The sequence below is a fragment of the Streptomyces sp. CB01881 genome, from assembly GCF_002953255.1.
In the GTDB taxonomy this organism is placed as follows: Bacteria; Actinomycetota; Actinomycetes; order Streptomycetales; family Streptomycetaceae; genus Kitasatospora.
The window spans coordinates 9,939,491-9,958,424 of sequence record NZ_CP026498.1; the positions used below are offsets into that span (position 1 = coordinate 9,939,491).

Consider the following 18,934-nt stretch of genomic DNA (forward strand, 5'->3'; position numbering starts at 1 on the left):
CCTCCCGGTCAGGCGCCGACGGGGGCGCCGTCGGCCTCGGCCGCCTTGACGGCTTCCAGGTTGCGGCCCACCACGGCCATCGTGCGCTCCAGCGCCTCGGTCGGGCTGAACTCGATCAGCTCCGTCCCGGCGAAGATCAGCGGCAGGTGGCCGGGCGCACCGTAGTAGGCGTCGCCGGCCTGGTAGACCTCGTCGTGGTCGGCGTAACGGAAGACCACCTTCCCGGTCAGCACGACGCCCCAGTGCGGGCTCTGGCAGCGGTCCTGCGGGAGGCCGGCGAAGAGCGGGCCCGGGTCCATGTCGGCTTTGTGGGTCTCGAACCCCACGGTGTAGCCGCCGAGTTCGGCGTAGCGGCCCTCGATGACCGGCTCGTCCAGTGCGAGCGCGGCCTCGGCCTTGGAGATGCGGGGCATGACGTCCTCCTCGGGTGCGTTCCCGGCTGTCTGCCGTGTCCGGTGAGAAGGGCGTGAGGAACGGCCGCACGATGTGAGGCGGGCCGGGGCACGGGGCGCCGGGGCACGGTCGCGGATCGCTAGGGCCGGCCGTCGAGCCGCCAGTGGACGGGCCGCTCCGGCTCGTACACGCAGAGTGTGCCGGTGCGCACGGCGTTGGCGAGGTGCCGGCCGAGGGCGGGGTGGGCGTGCGAGATGCGGTCGATGGCCGTGCGGATCCGGGCGGTGACGGCGGTCCGGGCCCGTTCGGCGGCCGAGCCCGTACGACGCACCCGCCCGCCCAGGCCGTAGGCGGCGGAGAGCTGGCCGACCAGCGCGTCCCGTTCGACGGCGATCCGGGCGGAGCGTTCGGCGTCACCGGCGGCGTCGGCCTCGGCGGACTCCTCGTCCAGCTCGACCAGCCGGCGGCGGTAGGCGGCGCGGGCGGTGGAATCGATCAACTCGCCGGTGTCGGCTGGCTGGTGGAGGCCTTGTGGATCGGACGGCCGCGCCGCGCCGCCGGCCGGAGCCGAGGTCGCCAGGTCGAGGGCGGGGACGGGCCTGCCTGGTCGGGCCAGCAGTGCGGCCAGGTCGCGCAGGCCCTTGCTGTCGGGGAGCCGGACCTCCTCCCCCGCATACCTGAGCTGCCAGAACTCCCCCTGAAAGATGAACAGTTGGCCGCCCTCGGCGGGCCGACCGGTACTGCCGGCCTCCCGGGCGATCCGGTCGGCCAGGCGGGGTGCACCGAGCGCCCGGGCGGTGGTGAGCGCCCGGGCGAAGTGCTCACGGGCGACGGCGGACTCGCCGAGAACGGTGGCGAGCAGACCGAGATGGCGGTGCACCGGGCCGCGGACGGCGGCCGCGATCCCCTCGACCACGAGCAGCTCGCGGTAGGGGTACAGGGAGTCGTAGAGCCCGCGGGCGAGGAGTCGCAGTTCCGCGTCGGCGGCCGTCACGCCGACGAGCGCGAGCGCCTCCGCGGCCTGGGCCATCATCGGCAGCCACTCGCTGTCCACCGGCGCGGAAACCAACAGCGGTGCCACGGAGGCGAGTCGACGCCTCGCGTCGGTGCGGTCGCCGAGCTGCGCGGCGATCAGCGCCCGGGTGACCCGGGGCCAGACGCCCGGCAGGCTGTCCAGCGGGGGCGGTCCGGCGAGCAGCCGGTTCAACTCGTCGGTCTCGCCCGACTCCGCGCAGAGGCACCAGCGTTGGGTGGCGGCGAGGAGGGCGGCATTGGCACTTCCGGCCCGCTCGCCGAGCTCCGCCACCTCCGCGAGGGCGGCGCGGCAGTCCGCGTGCCGGCCCTCCAGCAGGGCCCGCATGCCCCGCCACAGCGGCACGTACCAGGCGTAGAGCGGTCGGCGCAGCGCCCGGGCCCCCGCCTCGTACGCCTGGATCTCGGCGTACGCCCGGGCCGACTCGCCGCGCTCCAGCAGCGCGACCAGGCGAAGCCGCCGGCCGAGCAGTTCCAACTCCCGGTCCGGCTCCGGCAACCCCCGCGCGAGCACCACGATCTCCCCCGCCCAGGCACGCCGCTCGCCGCAGTACGCGGGGCCGGAGCGTGCGTCGCACAGCGCGGACAGCGCGTACGCCAGCACGGCGTCGTCCCCGCTCCCCCGCGCCGTCCGGACCGCCTCCTCGGCCAGGGCGAGGCGGTCCGTTTCCGGCTCGACCAGCGCCCCGGCGACGGAGAGCCGCGCGGTCACGGCGGCGAGGAGGGCGGGGTGCGGGGCCGGGGGTGGGGACGCGGTCGGGGGTGAGGCGCCGGGCCGGGTGGGCGGCGCGGCCAGGAGGCGGGTGCGGGCCTCGGCGAGCAGGTCGATCTGTGGACGGTCGAGGAGGTCCACCTCGAAGCCCGCCGGACCGGAGCCGAGGCCGAGGGCTGCGCGGGCCAGGAGGTCGGGACGGCCGGCGCGGCGGGCGGGAGCGGCGGCGGCGAGGAAGGCCTCCCGGCTCTCCTCCCGGCGGCCCGCGCCGAGGCGCGCGGTGCCCAGGCCGAGCAGGAGGGCGGAACGCCGGGCGTCGTCCGCGACGGCTGCCGTGCCGAGGGCCGTCAGCGCCCGTTCGTACCACTGCGCCGCGTCCTCGAACGCCAGCAGACCGGCCGCCCGGTCCGCCGCCCGACCCGCGAACTCGGCTGCGGCGGAAGCCTGTTCCGGCCCGGCCAGGATGAGGTGGCGCGCCGCCTCGGCCGGCCCGGTGTCCCGGCCACGGTCGGCGAGCGCGGCCAGTACCGAGCCCGCGCGGCCGTGCAGGGCGGCGCGTTCGGCCGGGTCGAGGGCGTCGAGCACGGCCTCGCGCATCAGCTCGTGCCGGAACTCGCCCGCGCCCGGTTCGACCAGCGCCAGCAGCCCCTCCCCGCTCGCGGCGGCGAGCACCGAGCGGAGCGAGTCCAGTGGTACGGCGGCGAGTTCGGCCAGCACGTCCAGGCCGAAGCGGGTGCCGAGCACCGAGGCCGCGCCGAGCACCCGGGCGCACTCCCCCGGCAGCCCGTCCAGCCGCGCCGCGACCGCCGCGCGGACCGTGGCGGGCAGCGGCCCCGGCCGGCCGGACCCGTCGTGGCGCAGCAGTTCGGTGACGAAGAAGGCGTCGCCGCCGGTCCGCTCCAGCAGCGCGCGGACGGCCGCCGGGTCGCGGCGCCCGCCGGCCGCGACGGCGAGCAGCGCCCGGAGGTCCGGCTCGGTGAGCGGACCGACCGGCAGCGTCCGGCCCGCCCTCAGCAGCGCGGCCAGGGCGGCGGTGCGCCCGTGCCAGGCGGCGCCGTCGTCCCGGGCGGTGGCGAGCAGCAGGGCGGGCGTGGTGCGCAGGGCGGCGGCGAGTTCGGTCAGCAGGCGGAGGGTGGAGGCGTCGGCCTCGTGCACGTCGTCCAGGACGAGCAGCAGCGGGCGGCGCGCGGCGCCGGTGCGGAGCAGTTCGGCGAGGTCGCCGCCGAGCCGCTGCCGGGCCGCCGCCGGGTCGGTGGTGCGCGCCGGGTCGGTGGTGCGCGGTGGATTGGCGGTGCGCGGTTCACCGGCGGCCGGCGCACCCGTGGCGGCCGGGGCGGGCGTCCCGGCGGGGATTCCGGCGGAGATTCCGGCGGGCGCAGCGGCGGGGGCGGGTTCGCCGGCGACCAGAGCACGCAGCCCGGGCGAGGCGGCGGCCAGCCGACCGCAGGCGGTCTCGGCGGCGGCGAGTTCGCGGACGGCCTGCGACCAGGGTCCGAGCGCGCCGGAGCCCGCGCGTACGCCGGCCCCGGGCGGGCACCAGAGCCAGAGCACCCGGCACCCCTCGGCCCGGCGCACGGCCTCCTCGGCCGCCCGGGTCTTGCCCGCGCCGGCGGCGCCGGTGAGCACGGTCAGGCCGCCCCGCCCGGCGCGCGCCTCGGCGACCGCCGCCGCCAGCTCGGCCAGCAGGTCGGCGCGACCGACGAAGGGAAGCACGGGCATCGGGCCGTCCTCTCACCCGGAGCCGGGGCCGGGGCCGGGGCCGGGGCCGGGCCGCGCGCCCGGGCGGCACTCGGTCGGTCTCAGCCTCGGCTGCTCCCGGCCCGGGCGGTTCTCATCCGAGCGTAGGACGCCGGGCCGCGCGGGTGCCCGGTGGCGGCCCGAGGTGCGGCGGGCGCACGCTGGTGGTAGGCGGCCGGCACCAATCGGCCGGGACTCCTGGAGGTGCGACAGCGATGGCCAAGTTCATGGACGTCCACCACGGCATGGCGGGCATCACCGAGGAACAGCTGCGGATGGCCCACCGGGCCGACCTCGCGATCGAGGGCGACGAGGGCGTCCACTTCGAGCAGGCGTGGGCCGACCCGGAGTCGGGCACCGTCTACTGCCTCTCCGAGGCGCCGTCCAAGGAGGCCGTGCAGCGCATCCACGAGCGCTCCGGGCACCCGGCGGACGAGATCCATCCGGTGCCGTTGATGATCTGAACCCCGGATGATCTGAACCCCGGCGGACGTCCGGACCCCGCGCGGTCGGCGTCCGGTGGTCGGCCCGCACGGGCCGGGCGCCGCCGGGGAGGTTGGACCCCGGCCGCGGGTCAAGCCGGCCGCACGGCCTGGATCGGCGTGAAGTGGGTGACCTCGGGCGGGTGCGCCAGGTAGCGCAGCTCGCCCTCCGACCAGACCGGCCGGATCCGCCACATCGGCCCCGCGTACCCGCGCAGGGCCTCCTCGTCGCGCCACCGGCTCACCACCAGCACCCGGTGGCCCTCCTCGGCCACCGACTGCAACAGCTCGCCGCCCAGGCAGCCGTCCGTCTGCCCGAGCTGCGGGATCACCTGTGACGTCAGCAGGGCGCAGAACTCTTCGACGTGCCCGGCCATGACCTGCCCGGCCCAGATCCTGACGATCACGGCCACCACCTCCCTGAGCCGCTCCGCACCAGGCTGCGGGCCGATGGAACACCCACAATTATCCGCCGCGGCACCGTTCCGTCACCCGCCCTGTAACGTCACCTGTCCTGTCCTGCCACCCGCCCTGTTCCAACACCCGGCCGGCCCCACCACCCGCCCCGTTCCGACACCCGGCCGGCCCCCGCCGCTCCGCGGAGGGACCGGGACCGGACGGCCCGCGCCACTCCCGGTCAGTCCCGGACACCGCGGACCAGGCAGCTGCGCCGCCGCCCCGTGCCGTCCGTGTACTCCACCCGTTCGCCCTCCCGACGCCAGAGCAGGGCCGCGCCCAGTTCGCTGAACGGGCTGATCTCCGGCCGGCCCGGGTGGTCGGACGTCTGCGAGGTGATCTCGTACTCCTCGACCTCCTGCTCCCCTTCCAGCACCAGGGCGACCAGCCGGCCGGGCGCGACGACCGGCGGGACGACGGCATCGGCCCGGGGCCTGACGGCGTCGGCGAAGTCGAGCAGGAAGTCCCGGCGCTGCTCCAGGAGTTCGTTGCGCCGGTCCCGTCCGCGCCGGTTGTCCGACCGGGCGCGGTGGTCGGCGGACGGATCCGCGGACGGGGGCAGGCCGAGCTCGTAGTGGATTCCGGCGAGTTCCAGCCGGATCCGCTGCCACGCGGCCGGCGGGAGGTCCGCCACCGGGTAGGCGGTGGGCATCGGTTCGGCGGGAGCCGCGGTTGCCGGCTTCGCGGCGGCGGACTTCCCGGTTGCGGTGGCCGTGGACGGACGCGGCGCGCGACCGGGTGCGGCTGTGCCGGACACCGGACTGCCGGATGCCAAGCCGACAGACGCCGGATCGACGGACGCCGGGCCGTCGGCCGGCCGCGGCGGCGCAACGGTCCCCACCGGGTCGGCCGCGGAGGCCTGAGCCGGGCGCGGCCGCGGAACGCGGGGCAGCGGTGTCTCGACCGCGCGCCGGACGGCCGCGCGCAGCCGGGCCTCGGCGCCGGAGCGGTCGCGGTACCAGTCGGTGCCCCAGATCCGGTGCAGTTCCCAGCCGAGCCCGCGCAGCACGCCGTCGCGGAGCCGGTCCCGGTCGCGGGCGGCGCGGGAGGAGTGGTACATCGCCCCGTCGCACTCCACGCCGAGCGCGTACCGCCCCGGCGCGTGCGGGTGGCGGATGCCCAGGTCGATCCGGTAGCCGGCGACCCCGACCTGCGGCTGAACGTCGTAGCCCCAGTCGCGCAGCACGCCGAGCACGGACTCCTCGAACGGGCTCTCGGTCACCGCGTCCTCGTCCACTCGTCCGGCGGCGAGGGCCGCCGGGCCGTTCTGCGCGTACTCCAGGTACCGCTTGAGGTGGCGCAGGCTCTTGCTCCCGGTGTCGCGCATCTGGCCCGGGTCGAACGAGGCGACCACCTCGACCCGGTAACGGGCGCGGGTGACGGCCACGTTGAGGCGCTTCCAGCCGTCGGCGCGGTTCATCGGCCCGAAGTTCATGCTCAGCCTGCCGGTCGTCGGGTCGGGCCCGTAGCCGACGGACATGATCATCACGTCGCGCTCGTCGCCCTGCACCGTCTCCAGGTTCTTGACGAAGAAGCCGTCGAGCCGGTCGTCGGAGAAACAGGCGTCGAGGTCGGGGCGGGTCCGCCGGGCCTTGTGCACGGCCTCCTGGATCGCCAGCGCCTGGGGCTGCGAGAGGGCGACGACGCCGAGCGACCTCCCGGGGCGGGTGGTGAAGTGGTGGATCACCCGGCGGGCGACCTCCTCCGCCTCGCCCGGGTTGTTGCGCGCCGCCGAGCCCGGCCGGTAGACACCCCGCTCCGCCAGGAAGTACGCGACCCCGACGTCGTCCCCCTCTGCGTGCGCACCGGGGAACGTGGTCATCGAATCCTCGTAGAACTCCCGGTTGCTGAAGGCGATCAGGCTCTCGTGCCGACTGCGGTAGTGCCAGCGCAGGGAGAGGCTGGGCAGGAACCCGCTGGCCTTGCACAGGTCGAGGACGGAGGCGAACCGCTCGGGCTCCTCCTCGTCGAACTCGTCGTCCTCGTCCTCGCTCCCGGCGGAGAAGAAGGCGGTGGGCGGGAGCTGCTTCTGGTCTCCCGCGACGATCAGCGAGCGGCCCCGGTAGATGCAGTTCACCGCGTCCTGCGGCAGGACCTGGGACGCCTCGTCGAAGATCACCACGTCGAAATCGAAGTCGGGCGGCAGGAAGCGGCTGACGGTCAGCGGGCTCATCATGAAGCACGGCTTGATCTGCCGGACCGTCTCGCGCGCGTCGTCGAGCAGCTGCCGGACCGGCTTGTGCCGGGTCTTCTTCTCGCCCTCGCGCTTGAGGAGCATCGCCCCCGGGGACGTCGCCGTGCGCGGGCGGCGCGACTCACAGGCCTGCACCACCCGGGAGCGGGCGTGCCCGGCCAGCGCCGCGTCCAGCTCGCGGAACCGGGTCACCTGGTCGTCGCGGTCCACCGACCGGGTGAGGCCCAGCCGGGAGTCGCCCGCCAACTGCTGGTCCACCCAGGACTGCAGGGCCGCGCGCTCGACCACGTCCGGGAACTCCTCCGGCCGGACCTCCCGGCGCACGGCGCGGTCGACCAGGTCGCCGAGCCCGAGCCGGTCCAGCTCCTGCCGGCCCTCGTCGTAGGCCCACCACTCGTCGGGGCCGCCACGGTCCGCGTCGAGCACGTCCAGTGCGGCGACGGCCGCGTCGAAGCCGGAGGTGAACGCCGCACCCAGCAGCCCCGCACGCTCGGCGCGGAAGCGGTCGGTGAGGCCCTGCGCCGCCGTCGCCCAGCCCGTGACGGCGGCCGCCAGCTCGGCGTCCGGGCCGGCCTCCATGACCGGGCCGACGGCGGCCTCGGGAAGGCGGTCCCGCCGGCCGAGGCCGCAGGCCGAACGGAGGTCCGCCGCCCAGTCCAGGGCCGTCTGGAGGTCCTCCCGACGAGTCCCGCGGCCCTGGTAGAGCCCGCCGAGCGCCGTCCGGTCGGCGGCGGCGGACTCCTCGAAGGCCCGGGCCGCGGCCCGGGCCGCGACCACCGCCCGGATCGCCTCGCGCGCCGCGGCGAGCGTCATCCCGGGCCGGGCGCCCGGGGCGGGCCGACCGGCTTCCGTGACAGGGTGACCGGCGCCCCGGGCGAGCACCTGCTCGACCGCCGTGATGAGGTCGGCCGCGGCCCGGAGCGGCGCCGACTGGGCGCGGCTCCACTGCTCGGCGTCCGCGAGCGGCCCCGCCTCCAGCTCGATCGACGGGCCGACCTCGGGCGGCAGGACCAGCGCGTCGCACCACGCGGCGAGCCGCTGCGCCGCGCCCTCGGCCGCCGTCCGGGCCTGCTGCCGCGGGGAGCCTCCGGCGGCGAGCTCTCGGGTGAAGGCCGCCCGGTCGTGCACGTCGGGAGCGGCTTCCAGCACGGTCCCGGCGTGGGCGAGCAGTTCCGCGAGCGCGGCGAAGTCGGTCTGCTCCCCATTCCAATGCCCGCCCAGGACGGCGGAGCGGGCCCGTGCCTCGTCCGCGAACGCCCGGTCGGCCGCCTGCCAGGCGACGGCGGCCGGCAACGCCTGGATCACCGCCTTGGTGACCTTGGCGCCTTCTGGCAGCAGCGTCCGCAGCTGCTTCCGGTCGGCCCGGCAGGCCGAGGAGAACCGCCCCGTGAACGAGTTGTGCACCGCCGCGAATCGTCCGGCCAGGTCGGCCAGGGCCTCGAAGCCGAGGACGGCGTCGGTGAACCAGGACGTCGCGCCCCGCCGGGCTGCGACGAGCGCGGCCACCCGGGCGGAGAGCCCTGCCACGGCCTCCCGGGCGGCGGTGAGGCCGGCCGGGGTCAGCCAGCCCGCCGGGGGCTTCCGTTCGTCCGGGGTTCCGGCGCAACGGGCGAGGACCGCGAGCCGGGCCGCCTCCGCGCGTCCGGAGGGTGCGGGGACGCCGTAGACCGCCGCCACCGTCGTCATGGACCGGCGGACGTCGTCGAGGAGTTCGGCGTCCCGCTCCAGCCGGTCGGCGAGCGCCCGCGCGCCCGCCGCGTCCAGAGCGGCGGGGTCGATCCCGGCCGGGTCCAGGCCGGCCACGCCCGCCAGCAGGGCGTCGAGCTCCGCCTCACGCTCCGTCTGCGGGGGCAGCTCCTCCCAACGGCTGCCCAGCGCCGCCAGGGCGGGGGCCTCGGTGGCATCGAGCTCGTCGAGCCGCCGGCGGAAGGCCGCGACGGCCTCCTGGGGCACGTCCGGGCCGGTGGTGAGCCAGTGGGCCGGGACGCCGGGGCGCCGGCCCGCGGTCCGCAGGAGCTCCGTCAGCCGGCCGGCGTCCCGGAGGCCCTCCCAGCCCAGCGCGCCGAGCAGCGGCTCGTGCGGGCGGACCGCCCGGGCCAGCCGGGTCAGCGCCTCGTCCGCGAGGTCGAGCGTGCGCAGCGGATCGGCCCCCGGGGTGAGGCCGTACCAGGAGAACGCCTCGCCCTCGGTCGCCGGCCGCCAGGACCGGGCCACCCGGCCGGCCGCGTCCAGCACCCGGCCGTAGGCCTCGGCCGTGAACGCGGCCCCGCCGAACCCCCGGGCGACGGGCAGCGACGGCACCGACTCCAGCTGGGCGAGCCGACCGAGCGTGTCGTGCAGCGAGGAGCCGAGACCGGGGTGCTGCTCGTTCATCGCGGCGGCGTACCCGGAGAGTTCCTCGCGGAGCCGGCGCGCCCGGTCCAGCTCGGCCCGGTCGGCTCCCGGGACGGTCCGGCGCGCGGCTCCGAGGGCGCCGCCGAGCTCCTGGGCGACCTGCTTGCGGCCCGCCGAATTGCTGTGCAGGGACAGCACGTAGTGGTGCAGGCCGACGTCCTGGAGACGGTTGCGGACGACGTCGAGGGCCGCCGCCTTCTCACTGACGAAGAGCACGGTGCGGCCCTCCTCCAGCAGGCCGGCGATCATGTTGGTGATGGTCTGGCTCTTGCCGGTGCCGGGCGGGCCGTCCATGACGAAGCTGCGGCCGTCGACCGCCGCCGCCACGCACTGGCGCTGCGAGGAGTCCGCGTCGAGGACCAGCGGGGCCTGCTCGGGCGGCTGGACCACGTCGATCCGGTCGGTGTCGACGGGGTCGAAGTCGAATGCCCCCGCCGGGACCGAACCGGTGACCCCGCCGAGGGCGCGGACCAGGGGGCTGCCGAGGATGCGGGCCTGGTTGTCCAGCAGGTCCCGGTACATCACCTCCTTGCTGGAGTTGAAGGTGTCCAGCACGACCCGGCCGGTGAACCTCCAGCCGTGGATGTCGCCGACGGCGTCCCGGACGCGGGTGAGCAGCTCCGGCACGTCGCCGAGCTCGATCTGCTCGGGCCGCGGCCAGTCCACCTCCAGTTCGGCCATCTTGATGCCGAGCGCCGGGTTGAGGACGGGTTCCTCGTCCGGGTTGAGGCGCAGCAGGTACGTGTCGGCCCGGTGGCGTTCCAGCACGACCGGCACCATGACCAGCGGTGAGCTCATGGCCTTGACCGCGGTCGGGCCGGGCCGCCAGTCGAGGAAGCCGACACCGAGGTGGAGCACCCAGAGGCCGTAGTCGTTGTACTTCTCGCGGGCCACCGTCGCCAGTCGGCGCAGGTGGTTGTCCTGCTGGGTCTGGGTGGTCTTGGACGTGACGAGTTCCAGCCGCTCTCGTGCGCCGCCCGCGCCCGACCGGGAGGCCGGCGTGTCGATCGGGCGGGCGCCGTCCAACCGCTTCGCCAGCGACGGCGGGGCGGTGCGGACGCCGGGCCCCCTGTCGTCGGCGTCCTCCTCCGGCTCGGGCACCCGCTTGAACCGGAAGCCGCCCTTCAGCCCGTCCAGCACGCCGAGCAGTCCGGGTTCGACCAGGTCCATGCCCGAGGAGGTCTCCCGGCGCTGGTAGCTCAGCAGCCGGTTGCGGAAGCTCAGATCGATGAGGGAGTCCCGCCACTCCTTCAGCTGCTTCTCCAGCCGGACCACGTCCGCCGGTCGTCTGACGGTCATCGGTCGCGGCTCCGTTCGCGGGGCAACCCGGCAGGACTCCCGCTCAAGGGTCCGCCCATGAGGGTTCCCGCCCGCACGGTCGAAGTCCGCAGCGGTCTCTGCGCGCGGCGCGACGGGTGACAGAGAGTCCCAAGTCACCCACCCCCCTGGGCCGATGGCCAGGTACCCGCACGATTCTGGTGATTAGCAGCAACACCGTCAACTCGTTCCACCCTGCGGAAGAAGGCCCGGCTCACGGGCCCCGTACGGCTGCTGCGAAGGCCGTTCGCGGCGGGCGTCCGCGGGCTTTGGCGGGTGTTGGCGGGTGTTGGCGGGCTTTGGCCGGGGGGCGTTGGGGTCATTGGGGGCGCGCAGGGGGCGCGTTGGGGGCGTTGGGGCGCGCAGGTAGCGCGAGGAGCTGGGGACCGACCTGGTGAATTGACGATCAGCCACTTTCCGGCGCTCCGTGTCCTGTTCGGGCGTCACCACCGCCTGTCGGGCAGGCCTGCCGGTCGCCGCCCGGTCTCCGCCTGCTCGCCGCCTGGCTGTTGCTGGTCACGACGGACTGACGGCGGCCTGTCGGCGACTCAGTCCTGCACACGTCGGCCAGGCTCGTCGGGGCCACGGTGGAACGCGCTCGGAGCCTGGCCCACGGCCCGGCGGAACATGGCCGTGAAGGCACTCGGGGTTGCGTAGCCGAGCTGTGCGGCGATGCTCGTGACCGGCGTGTCGTGCGCGAGGAGGGTCAGGGCGTGGATGAGCCTCGCCTGGCGCACCCAGTGGGCAAGGGTCATTCCCGTGGCAGCGGAGAACCTGCGGTGCAGACTCCGGACACTCAGGTGGGCACGGTTCGCCGCCGACCCGGCCGTCCAACGGGCGCCCGGATCCTCGCGGATGGCGGCGCACAGGCCGACCAGTGTCGGATCGGTCGGGGCGGGGAGGTGCAGAGCCGCGACAGGGTCCGGTTCGAGCTCCAGCAGGAGCAGGTCCATCAGCCTGCCGTCCCGTCCGTCGGTCGCGTAGGCGACCGGCAGGCGCGTCGCCTCCTCGATGAGCTCACGGAGCAACGGCGACACGGAGACGACCAGCGGGCCGGCGAGCAGGCTCGGCGCGGCCGCGGGCTCGACGTAGAGGGTGCGCATCCGGACCGCGCCCGTGCAGGTCATCGCATGGGTCACGCCGGCCGGGACCCAGACCGCACGCGTCGCCGGCACCACCCAGGTCCCCCGCTCGGTGATGACGGTGACGGCCCCGCTGGTGCCGTAGATCAGCTGGGCGCGCTGGTGGTGGTGCGGGGGAATGTGGTGCCCGTCCGGAAGGTCGCGAGCCATGGCCGCCACCGGCCTGGGGACGAGCTGGTAGTCGTCGCGGTCCTCGCTCTTGCCGTGCATTGGCACACTCTCGACAGTAGGCGGCACATCGGCGACAGCATGCCATGCGCCGGTTTCCCTACCGTTTCCTCCCGTGATCGACTTCGACGACCGACGCCCCGACGGCCAACACCCTCCGGGGGAAAGCCCCGACGACCGATGCCTCTCGGGGCGTCGCTCCGACGACCGGCACCCTGACGACCGGCGCTCCGACGACCGGCACCCCTCGGGAGAACGCCCCGCTCACCGTGGGCCGACCGCATTGCTGGCCACGACCAGCGCGGTGACCGGGGCGAACGTCTACCTCTGCCAGCCGCTGCTGGGGGATGCGGCCAGGTCGCTGCACGTCTCCGTCGGGGCGCTCGGTGTGCTGCCCACGGCCACCCAGGCCGGGTTCGCCGTCGGCATCGCGCTGCTGGTGCCGGCCGGTGACGGGGTGGACCGGCGCCGGCTGATCCTCGGCCTGTGCACGGCCTCCTCCCTCGTGCTCGCCGCGTGCGCCGTGGCCCCGACGGTGTTCTGGCTGGTCGCCTGCGGACTGGTGCTCGGGATCCTCTCCCCCGTCCCGCAGCTGGTGGCACCGCTGGCCGTCGCGCTGGCCGGCGGGCACCGGATCGGCCGGACGCTCGGGATCGTCCAGGGCGGACTGCTGGTCGGGGTGCTGGCGTCCCGCGCCTACGCGGGAGTCCTCGCCTCGGTGGCCGGGTGGCGTGCCGTCTTCTGGTGCTCCTGCCTGGCCACGGCGCTGCTGGTGCTCGTCCTCAGGCGGTCCCTGCTCGCCGTTCCGCCCGCCGAGCCGGTGGAGTACCGGACCGCCCTGCTGTCCGTCCCGAAGGTCTTCGCCGCGGACCCGCGCGTCCGCCGGGTCACACTCTCCGGAGCCCTGGTCGGGATCTCCTTCGGTGCGTTCTGGACCCCGCTGACCCTCCTCCTGGAGGAGCGCTACCACTACGGGCCTGCCACCGTGGGCCTGTTCGGGCTCGTGGCCGCCGCGAGCGCCCTCGTGTCACCGCTCGCCGGCCGCCTGGCCGACCGGCTGGGCCCACGCCGGGCCCAGACCGTCATGATCGGTACCGTCCTGGCCGGCTGGGCCCTCCTCCTTCCCGGTGGGAGCGGCCTCGGCTGGCTGATCGCCGGTGTGACGGTGCTGGACATCGGCACGTGGAGCAACCAGGTCGGCTGCCAGCGCGTCCTGTTCGCCCTGCGGCCCACCATGCAGAGCCGCCTGAACGCCTGCTACTTCACCCTCCGCTTCCTCGGCATCGCCACCGGCTCCCTGGCCGGCACCCTGGCGTGGAGGTACGACGGCTGGCGGGCGGTCGCCTGCGTCGGCGCCGCCGCCTGCGCAGCCGCCCTGCTGGTGGCCGCCCTCCCGCACCGGGCACGGGTCACGAGGCGCCGGACTCGCCGTCCCCCGCGATGAGCAGGCGGTAGCCGTAGTCCACGGACTCCTGGTCCAGCAGGTCCGCGTGGCGTCGCCGCCAGGCCCCCGAGGCCAGGTCCGCACGCAGTCGCGCGATCGCCGGTTCGACCACGGACGGCGGGAGCTGGGCGAACGTCGAGCTCGCCTGCCGGATGACGGGGTCGAGGTAGGACTCCGGGCGCCGCCAGTACGCGATCTGGAAGCCGTCGGTGAAGTCGTGCGGGATGGCGAAGGGCACCACAGTGTGCGCGCCCAGCGCCTCCACCACGGTGGACAGGGGCGTGAAGCGGGCGTGTTCGAGCTGCCGGATCTCGGGCAGGTACTCCTCGACCAGCCACAGCCCGGGCAGGTGCCCGGGATCCCAGGTGAACACGACCTGCCGACGCGAGACGCGCCGGAGTTCGCCGAGGCCACGGTGGAGGCCGGGCCAGTGGTGCACGGTCATCACCGCCATGGCGGCATCGAACGCGCCGTCCTCGAAGGGCAGTTCCTCCGCGCCGGCCAGGACCTTCCGTCGGCCGGGGTGCTGCTCCAGCATCACCCGTGAAGGGTCCACCGCGGTCACCTCCGCGCCGGCCGGCTCGTAGGACCCGGTGCCCGCACCGACGTTGACGACCGTGCGCACTCCGGCCAGGGCCTGATGGATCAGCGCGGCCAGGCGGGGGTCGGGGCGCCGGACGTGCCGGTAGCCGATGCCGATGCGGTCGTACGTCGCCGTCGCCGGGGTCCCTCCGGGAGCAGAAGCATTCATGCGCCGGATTCCACCAGGCCGTTCACCGGCGGGCGAGAGATTTAGCATGGGCCGAATGTTGCTGCTCCGGCTCGATGTGGACGCCCTGGCTTCGGTCCGGTTCGCGTGCTCACCCCTCCAGGAAACCGTCCAGAGCCTGCGGGCGTGGCGCAGTCCCACCCGCTACGCCGTGCACCAGCCGTTCCTGCGGCAATCCGCCCCGCTGCTCCGTCACCTCGACTGGCCGTTGTTGCAGGCACTGGTCGGCCCGACCCGGCTGGTCGCCGACTTCCTCACGCCGCACCCGCCGACGCCGAGCACGGACATCGACGACGAGTTCGCCGCCCTGCGGTCGACGCCGGCCCGGCGCGTGGCACAGGGACTGCTCCAGGCGTCTGACGGCCGCCCCCTGCACCCGCTCCTGCAGGAGGCCCGCACCGACCCGCTCGGCCTGCTGGGGCGTGTCGCCGACGCCCTGCACACCTACTGGCTCCTGGTGGTCGCGCCGCACTGGCCGCGCATGCACGCCGTGCTGCGCGCCGACGTCCTGTACCGCGCCCGCCGCCTCGCCGACGGCGGAGCGGCCTCCCTGTTCGCCGACATCGACCCGGGCCTGGCCTGGCGGTCCGGTTCCGGGACCCTGGCCGTCGACGCCTTCCCCGCCGAACACCACGACCTGCCCGCCGACGGACACGGCGTGACGTTCACGCCCTCCCTGTTCTGCGACCACGCCGTCACCGTCGTCGACCTCGCTCTGCCGCCCCGGATCTGGTACCCGGCCCGCGGCCTCGCCACGGTCTGGCACACCGGCTCGACCGCCCCGCCAAGGGCCCTGGCCGACCTCCTCGGCCGCACCCGCGCCCGCATCCTCGACGGGCTCGCGGAACCGGCGAGTACCACCGGGCTGGCCCACCGGCTGGGCGTCAGCCCCGGCACGGTGAGCCAGCACCTCGGTGTCCTGCACCGCGCCGGGCTGGTCACCCGGGCCCGTCACGGGCACCTCGTCCTGTACCTGCGCAGCCCGCTCGGCGACCAACTGCTGACGTGAGGCCGACGGTGATGCGCGAATGCCCCACCGCCACGAGCAGCCGGCCGGCGCCCGGATCCCGCGGAGGGCGGTCCCGGGGAGGCCGGTCCCGGGTGCTCCACCGGGGACCGGCCTGCCCGCGTCCGCGCCCGTCGGCCCGTCGCACGCGGCCGGCGGCCGGCGGCCGGACGGGTGAAGCCGGGCCGGGGAGGGTTGGCGGGCGTGCCGGAGTGGCGGACGGTCGCTTGAATGGACGGATGGACTGCGTCTTCTGTGCGGTGGTGGCGGGCGAGGAGCCCGCGCACCGGGTGCTGGACGACGAGGCGGCGGTGGCGTTCCTGGACCGGCGGCCGCTCTTCCCCGGCCACGTCCTGGTCGTGCCCCGCGCCCACCACCGCACGCTGGCGGACCTGCCGACGACGGAGGTGGGCCCGTTCTTCCTCCGGGTGCAGCGGGTCGCGGCCGCCGTGGAGCGCGGGCTCGGGGCGGCGGGCAGCTTCGTCGCGGCGAACAACCGGATCAGCCAGTCGGTGCCGCACCTGCACGTCCACGTGGTGCCGCGCAATCCGAAGGACGGGCTGCGCGGCTTCTTCTGGCCGCGCGGGAAGTACCCGGACGAGGCGGGCGCGGCCGAGGTCGCCGAGCGGCTGCGGGCGGCGCTCACCCCGCCCTGAGGGCCGCCGGAGCCCGAGGCCGGCCCGGGCCGGCCTCGGGCTCCGGCGGTCGGGCTCAGGCCGGCCTTGGGCTCAGGCGGTCGGGCTCGGGCCGCCCGGCTCAGCCGACCCTGACGTTGTCGAGCACCCAGTACCAGTTGTTGCTGCCGGTGTACCGGAACCGCAGCCACAGCCGGCTCGCACCGGCCGGCACGGCGAGCGCCGGCGTCTGCCGGCCGTTGGTCTCGGCGCCGTAGCTCTTGACGACGACCGGCGCGCCGCCGTCCCAGACCGCCAGCACCTGGGCGGTCCGGCCGCCCTCCTGCTGGTAGTAGGTGGTGAACGAGACCGGGACGGTGCTCAGCCCGGCCACCGGGTACTCGGGGCTGACCAGGGTGGAGTCGTAACCACCCGTGAAGCTCTTGTCCGCCCACTCGTCGGAGTCGGCGACGGCGAAGACGCTGCGGGAGCGGACGTTGAGCTCGCGGTACTGGTCGCGCTGGGTCTTGGTCCAGAACTCGTCGGTGGTGAAGGCCCAGCCGCGCCACTCGGTGACACCGCCCGTGCCCATCGCCGAGTTGTCGACCGACCAGCCGCTCGGCGGGGTGTGGGTGAAGCCGAGGGTGCCGGCGGCGATGCCGGTCTCGTCCACCGGCCCGGTGAGCTGCGGGCGCAGCGCGTCGAACGCGTCCGGGACGAGGCTGCCGATCGGGCTCCCGTCGAGGTTCCAGGCCGGGTCGATCGCGAGGCCCAGGTGCACGATGGCGGTGGGCGCAAGGTCGACCATGCGGACGTCGTGGCGGACCGAACCCGCGGGGAGCCCACCGCCGTTGGCGATCACGAAGGTCTGCCGCTCGCTCCAGGTGGAGCCGCCGTGGCCGCCCGCGTCGGTGTGGCCGTGGTCGGCGGTGACCATGATCAGCCAGTCCTCCTGCCCGTACGTGGCGCGGCCCCGGACGGCGGCGACGATCTGGCCCACCGGGCGTCCACCCCGCGGATCGCGTCCAGGTACGCCTGGCTGGCGGCGCCACTGGCGTGGCCGGCGTGGTCCACGTTGTCGAGCTGGACGAAGACGGCGTCCGGGTTGCCGTCGCGGAGCTTCGCGACCGCGCGGGAGGTGGCGCCCGTGTCGTACTCGGCGGACGGGGTGGCGACGCGGGTGTCGACCTTGCCGGAGTAGACGGTGCCGGCGATCAGCGCCCAGGAGGCGACCACGTAGGTGGAGAGCGCTGGGGCGGCGGTCTCGATCCGGGTGAGGAAGTCGGGATAGGCGGCGAACGCGGGGGCGGTGAAGTTGTTGTCCTTGACGTTGTGCTTGTCGGGCCAGACACCGGTGGCGATGGTGGACCAGCCCGGACCGGAGGCGGTGGCCGCCATCGGGTTGGCGTAGAGGCCGCTGGCGGCCGTGAGACCGCCGGCCATCAGGGCGTTGAGGTTGGCGGCCCCGGCGCCCTTGATGCGGTTGAGCATGGCACCGTCCAGGCCAATGACCAGGACCTTCGGGGTGCGGGCGGCGGCTGCGGCTCCGGCGGTGGCGGTGGCGGCTGCGGCTGCGGCTGCGGCTGCGGCCACGGTCGTGCGGGCGAGCGGGCCGGCCGCGAGGGCGCCGGCGGCGCCGAGGAGCAGGCTGCGGCGGAGGATTCCGCTGGTCACGTCGCCTCCTGATGCTGCGTCACGAACGCGGAAGGGGCGGCGGGGAGCAGTGGGGAACTGAAGGGAGCGGTGACAACGGTCGGAGCGGCGGGTGGACGGCGGTCGCCGGGGTTTCATCCCGGGCGTGAACAGTGCCCGAATTCGGTCCAGACCCGTTACTGTTTCGTGACCATGGACCGCCCGCCGATCCCGTTCGGGAGGGTGATGGCCGGCAGTGCAGCACCCGGGGGCGATGCCGGGAGGGCCGGGGATCCCGGGATCTGGGGGGCGAGGGGGCGGTGCCGCGGGATCCGGGGGGGCGGCGCCTGGGGGCGCCCGGGGCGGTGTCCGGACGGGCGGGTCAGTCCGCTTCGAGACGGGTGGTGAAGCCGAACCGGTCGCCGCGGTACAGCGAGCGCACCCGCTCCAGCGGCACACCGGCCGCATCCCTGGTGAGCCGGTGCAGCAGCAGCATCGGCAGGGCGGGCGGCGTTCCGATCAGCAGCGCCTCGCGTGGGGAGGCGAGCACCGTCTCGATGCGCTCGTCGGCCCCGCCGAGCTCGACGCCCGCCTTCTCCGTCAGGAAGGCGTAGAACGACGAGCCGGGGTCGAACTCCCGGTCCAGCTCCGGCACCCGGGCCACCGCCAGGTAGGTGCTCTCCAGGCCGACCCGTTCGCCGTCCGCGAGCAGCACCCGTTCCAGGTGCCAGACCTGCTCCCCCACCCCGATGGCCAACTGCCCGGCCAGCAGCGGGTCGGCGGCGGACCTCTCCAGCCCGATCAGATTGCGCCCCGGGACACGCCCCTGACGGCGGACACCCTCGGTGTAGCTGGCCAGCGACAGCGGCTGCTCCAGCTTGGGCCCGGCCACCACCGTGCTGCGGCCGCGCCGCCGGACCCGCCCCTGGATCAGCAGGTCGCGCAGCGCCTGCCGGAGGGTCTCCCGGGCCACCTCGAAGCGGGCCGCGAGGTCGCGCTCGGTCGGCAGCACGCCGCCCTCGCCGAGCTCGTCGAGCAGCGCCTCCAACTGGCCCTTGACGGCGTAGTACTTGGGCACCCTGCCATGCTCGGGGATGCCTGCGCGGATGGGCGCACCGAGGCCGGGCAGGGGAGTCGCGGGCCCGGGGGTTTCGTCCATCCGGCCATCCTCGCAGACTCCGGCGGGCACCCGGTCCAGGGCGGCCGCGCCCGCGCCCGCACCCCGTCGGACTGGCCCTGCTGCCACAGTCACCCCACCCCGCAATGGAGTTGAGTCGACAGATGGACATGTCCCCCCGAGAAGTCCGCATGCCCCTGAGCGAGGTCGTTGCGGTCCTGCAGGACCTGAACGAGTTCGTGGTCTCCCTGGATCGCCTCGGATCCGTCAGGCTTGCGGAACCGCCGACGATGACACCGTCGGCAAGTTCATCGCCGACCGGGAC

General features: G+C 75.2%; 13 protein-coding genes. 4 read left to right on the plus strand and 9 right to left on the minus strand.

The genetic code is table 11. The features are described 5' to 3' along the window. Window positions 1-8: 8 nt before the first annotated feature. Together C2142_RS32835 and C2142_RS41775 are read right to left on the minus strand one after the other, a co-directional pair. Window positions 9-413, minus strand: coding sequence for a cupin domain-containing protein (locus C2142_RS32835; RefSeq protein ID WP_148646440.1), 405 nt, complete (start codon window positions 411-413; stop codon window positions 9-11). Window positions 414-532: 119 nt separating this feature from the next. Next, window positions 533-3,856, minus strand: a complete 3,324-nt coding sequence (locus C2142_RS41775; RefSeq protein ID WP_148646441.1) for an AAA family ATPase — start codon at window positions 3,854-3,856, stop codon at window positions 533-535. A gap of 233 nt (window positions 3,857-4,089) precedes the next feature. Between C2142_RS41775 and C2142_RS32845 the strand changes: the two genes are divergently transcribed. Beyond that, on the plus strand, window positions 4,090-4,338 hold the full coding sequence (locus tag C2142_RS32845) for an SCO4226 family nickel-binding protein (RefSeq protein WP_148646442.1): 249 nt from the start codon (window positions 4,090-4,092) through the stop codon (window positions 4,336-4,338). 110 nt (window positions 4,339-4,448) lie between these two features. Here the strand turns inward: C2142_RS32845 and C2142_RS32850 are convergent, their stop codons facing one another. The 3 genes from C2142_RS32850 to C2142_RS32860 all read right to left on the minus strand — a co-directional run bounded on the left by C2142_RS32850 (window position 4,449) and on the right by C2142_RS32860 (window position 12,069). After that, the gene (locus tag C2142_RS32850; protein WP_148646443.1) at window positions 4,449-4,763 is read right to left on the minus strand and encodes an antibiotic biosynthesis monooxygenase family protein; all 315 of its coding nucleotides are present in this window, start codon (window positions 4,761-4,763) and stop codon (window positions 4,449-4,451) included. Between the two features lie 230 nt (window positions 4,764-4,993). Continuing rightward, entirely contained in the window at window positions 4,994-10,699 is a 5,706-nt protein-coding gene (locus C2142_RS32855; protein ID WP_148646444.1) for a DUF4011 domain-containing protein, read from the minus strand. A 566-nt stretch (window positions 10,700-11,265) separates the two neighbouring features. Next, the gene (locus tag C2142_RS32860) at window positions 11,266-12,069 is read right to left on the minus strand and encodes a helix-turn-helix transcriptional regulator (RefSeq protein ID WP_148646445.1); all 804 of its coding nucleotides are present in this window, start codon (window positions 12,067-12,069) and stop codon (window positions 11,266-11,268) included. Between the two features lie 241 nt (window positions 12,070-12,310). On the opposite strand from C2142_RS32860, the gene C2142_RS32865 reads away from it, so the two are divergent. Beyond that, window positions 12,311-13,471 (plus strand): MFS transporter, encoded by a 1,161-nt coding sequence (locus C2142_RS32865; RefSeq protein ID WP_148646446.1) that lies wholly within the window; start codon window positions 12,311-12,313, stop codon window positions 13,469-13,471. Here the strand turns inward: C2142_RS32865 and C2142_RS32870 are convergent. Then, on the minus strand, window positions 13,437-14,222 hold the full coding sequence (locus C2142_RS32870) for a class I SAM-dependent methyltransferase (RefSeq protein WP_148646447.1): 786 nt from the start codon (window positions 14,220-14,222) through the stop codon (window positions 13,437-13,439). The two genes, C2142_RS32865 and C2142_RS32870, sit on opposite strands and share 35 nt — an antisense overlap. Before the next feature lie 55 nt (window positions 14,223-14,277). Between C2142_RS32870 and C2142_RS32875 the strand changes: the two genes are divergently transcribed. Both C2142_RS32875 and C2142_RS32880 read left to right on the plus strand, forming a co-directional pair. Then, window positions 14,278-15,249, plus strand: a complete 972-nt coding sequence (locus C2142_RS32875; protein ID WP_162002609.1) for a winged helix-turn-helix domain-containing protein — start codon at window positions 14,278-14,280, stop codon at window positions 15,247-15,249. A 236-nt stretch (window positions 15,250-15,485) separates the two neighbouring features. Then, complete coding sequence (locus C2142_RS32880) at window positions 15,486-15,902, plus strand: HIT family protein (RefSeq protein ID WP_148646449.1); 417 nt, start codon at window positions 15,486-15,488, stop codon at window positions 15,900-15,902. A 100-nt stretch (window positions 15,903-16,002) separates the two neighbouring features. On the opposite strand, the gene C2142_RS42060 is transcribed toward C2142_RS32880, so the two are convergent. The 3 genes from C2142_RS42060 to C2142_RS32890 all read right to left on the minus strand — a co-directional run bounded on the left by C2142_RS42060 (window position 16,003) and on the right by C2142_RS32890 (window position 18,651). Then, window positions 16,003-16,860, minus strand: coding sequence for a hypothetical protein (locus C2142_RS42060; RefSeq protein WP_346766403.1), 858 nt, complete (start codon window positions 16,858-16,860; stop codon window positions 16,003-16,005). Then, window positions 16,800-17,534: an alkaline phosphatase family protein gene (locus C2142_RS42065; RefSeq protein ID WP_346766404.1), complete on the minus strand. Its 735-nt coding sequence runs from the start codon at window positions 17,532-17,534 to the stop codon at window positions 16,800-16,802. Before C2142_RS42065 ends, C2142_RS42060 begins: the two co-directional genes overlap by 61 nt. 340 nt (window positions 17,535-17,874) lie before the next feature. Beyond that, entirely contained in the window at window positions 17,875-18,651 is a 777-nt protein-coding gene (locus C2142_RS32890) for a GntR family transcriptional regulator (RefSeq protein WP_148646450.1), read from the minus strand. Window positions 18,652-18,934 lie beyond the last annotated feature (283 nt).

What these genes read in the sequence shown, in the direction of transcription:
- C2142_RS32835 (WP_148646440.1), bottom strand. Translation starts at nt 413, where the DNA reads ATGCCCCGCATCTCCAAGGCCGAGGCCGCGCTCGCACTGGACGAGCCG.
- C2142_RS41775 (WP_148646441.1), bottom strand. Translation starts at nt 3,856, where the DNA reads ATGCCCGTGCTTCCCTTCGTCGGTCGCGCCGACCTGCTGGCCGAGCTG.
- C2142_RS32845 (WP_148646442.1), top strand. Translation starts at nt 4,090, where the DNA reads ATGGCCAAGTTCATGGACGTCCACCACGGCATGGCGGGCATCACCGAG.
- C2142_RS32855 (WP_148646444.1), bottom strand. Translation starts at nt 10,699, where the DNA reads ATGACCGTCAGACGACCGGCGGACGTGGTCCGGCTGGAGAAGCAGCTG.
- C2142_RS32860 (WP_148646445.1), bottom strand. Translation starts at nt 12,069, where the DNA reads ATGCACGGCAAGAGCGAGGACCGCGACGACTACCAGCTCGTCCCCAGG.
- C2142_RS32870 (WP_148646447.1), bottom strand. Translation starts at nt 14,222, where the DNA reads ATGAATGCTTCTGCTCCCGGAGGGACCCCGGCGACGGCGACGTACGAC.
- C2142_RS32875 (WP_162002609.1), top strand. Translation starts at nt 14,278, where the DNA reads ATGTTGCTGCTCCGGCTCGATGTGGACGCCCTGGCTTCGGTCCGGTTC.
- C2142_RS32880 (WP_148646449.1), top strand. Translation starts at nt 15,486, where the DNA reads ATGGACTGCGTCTTCTGTGCGGTGGTGGCGGGCGAGGAGCCCGCGCAC.
- C2142_RS32890 (WP_148646450.1), bottom strand. Translation starts at nt 18,651, where the DNA reads ATGGACGAAACCCCCGGGCCCGCGACTCCCCTGCCCGGCCTCGGTGCG.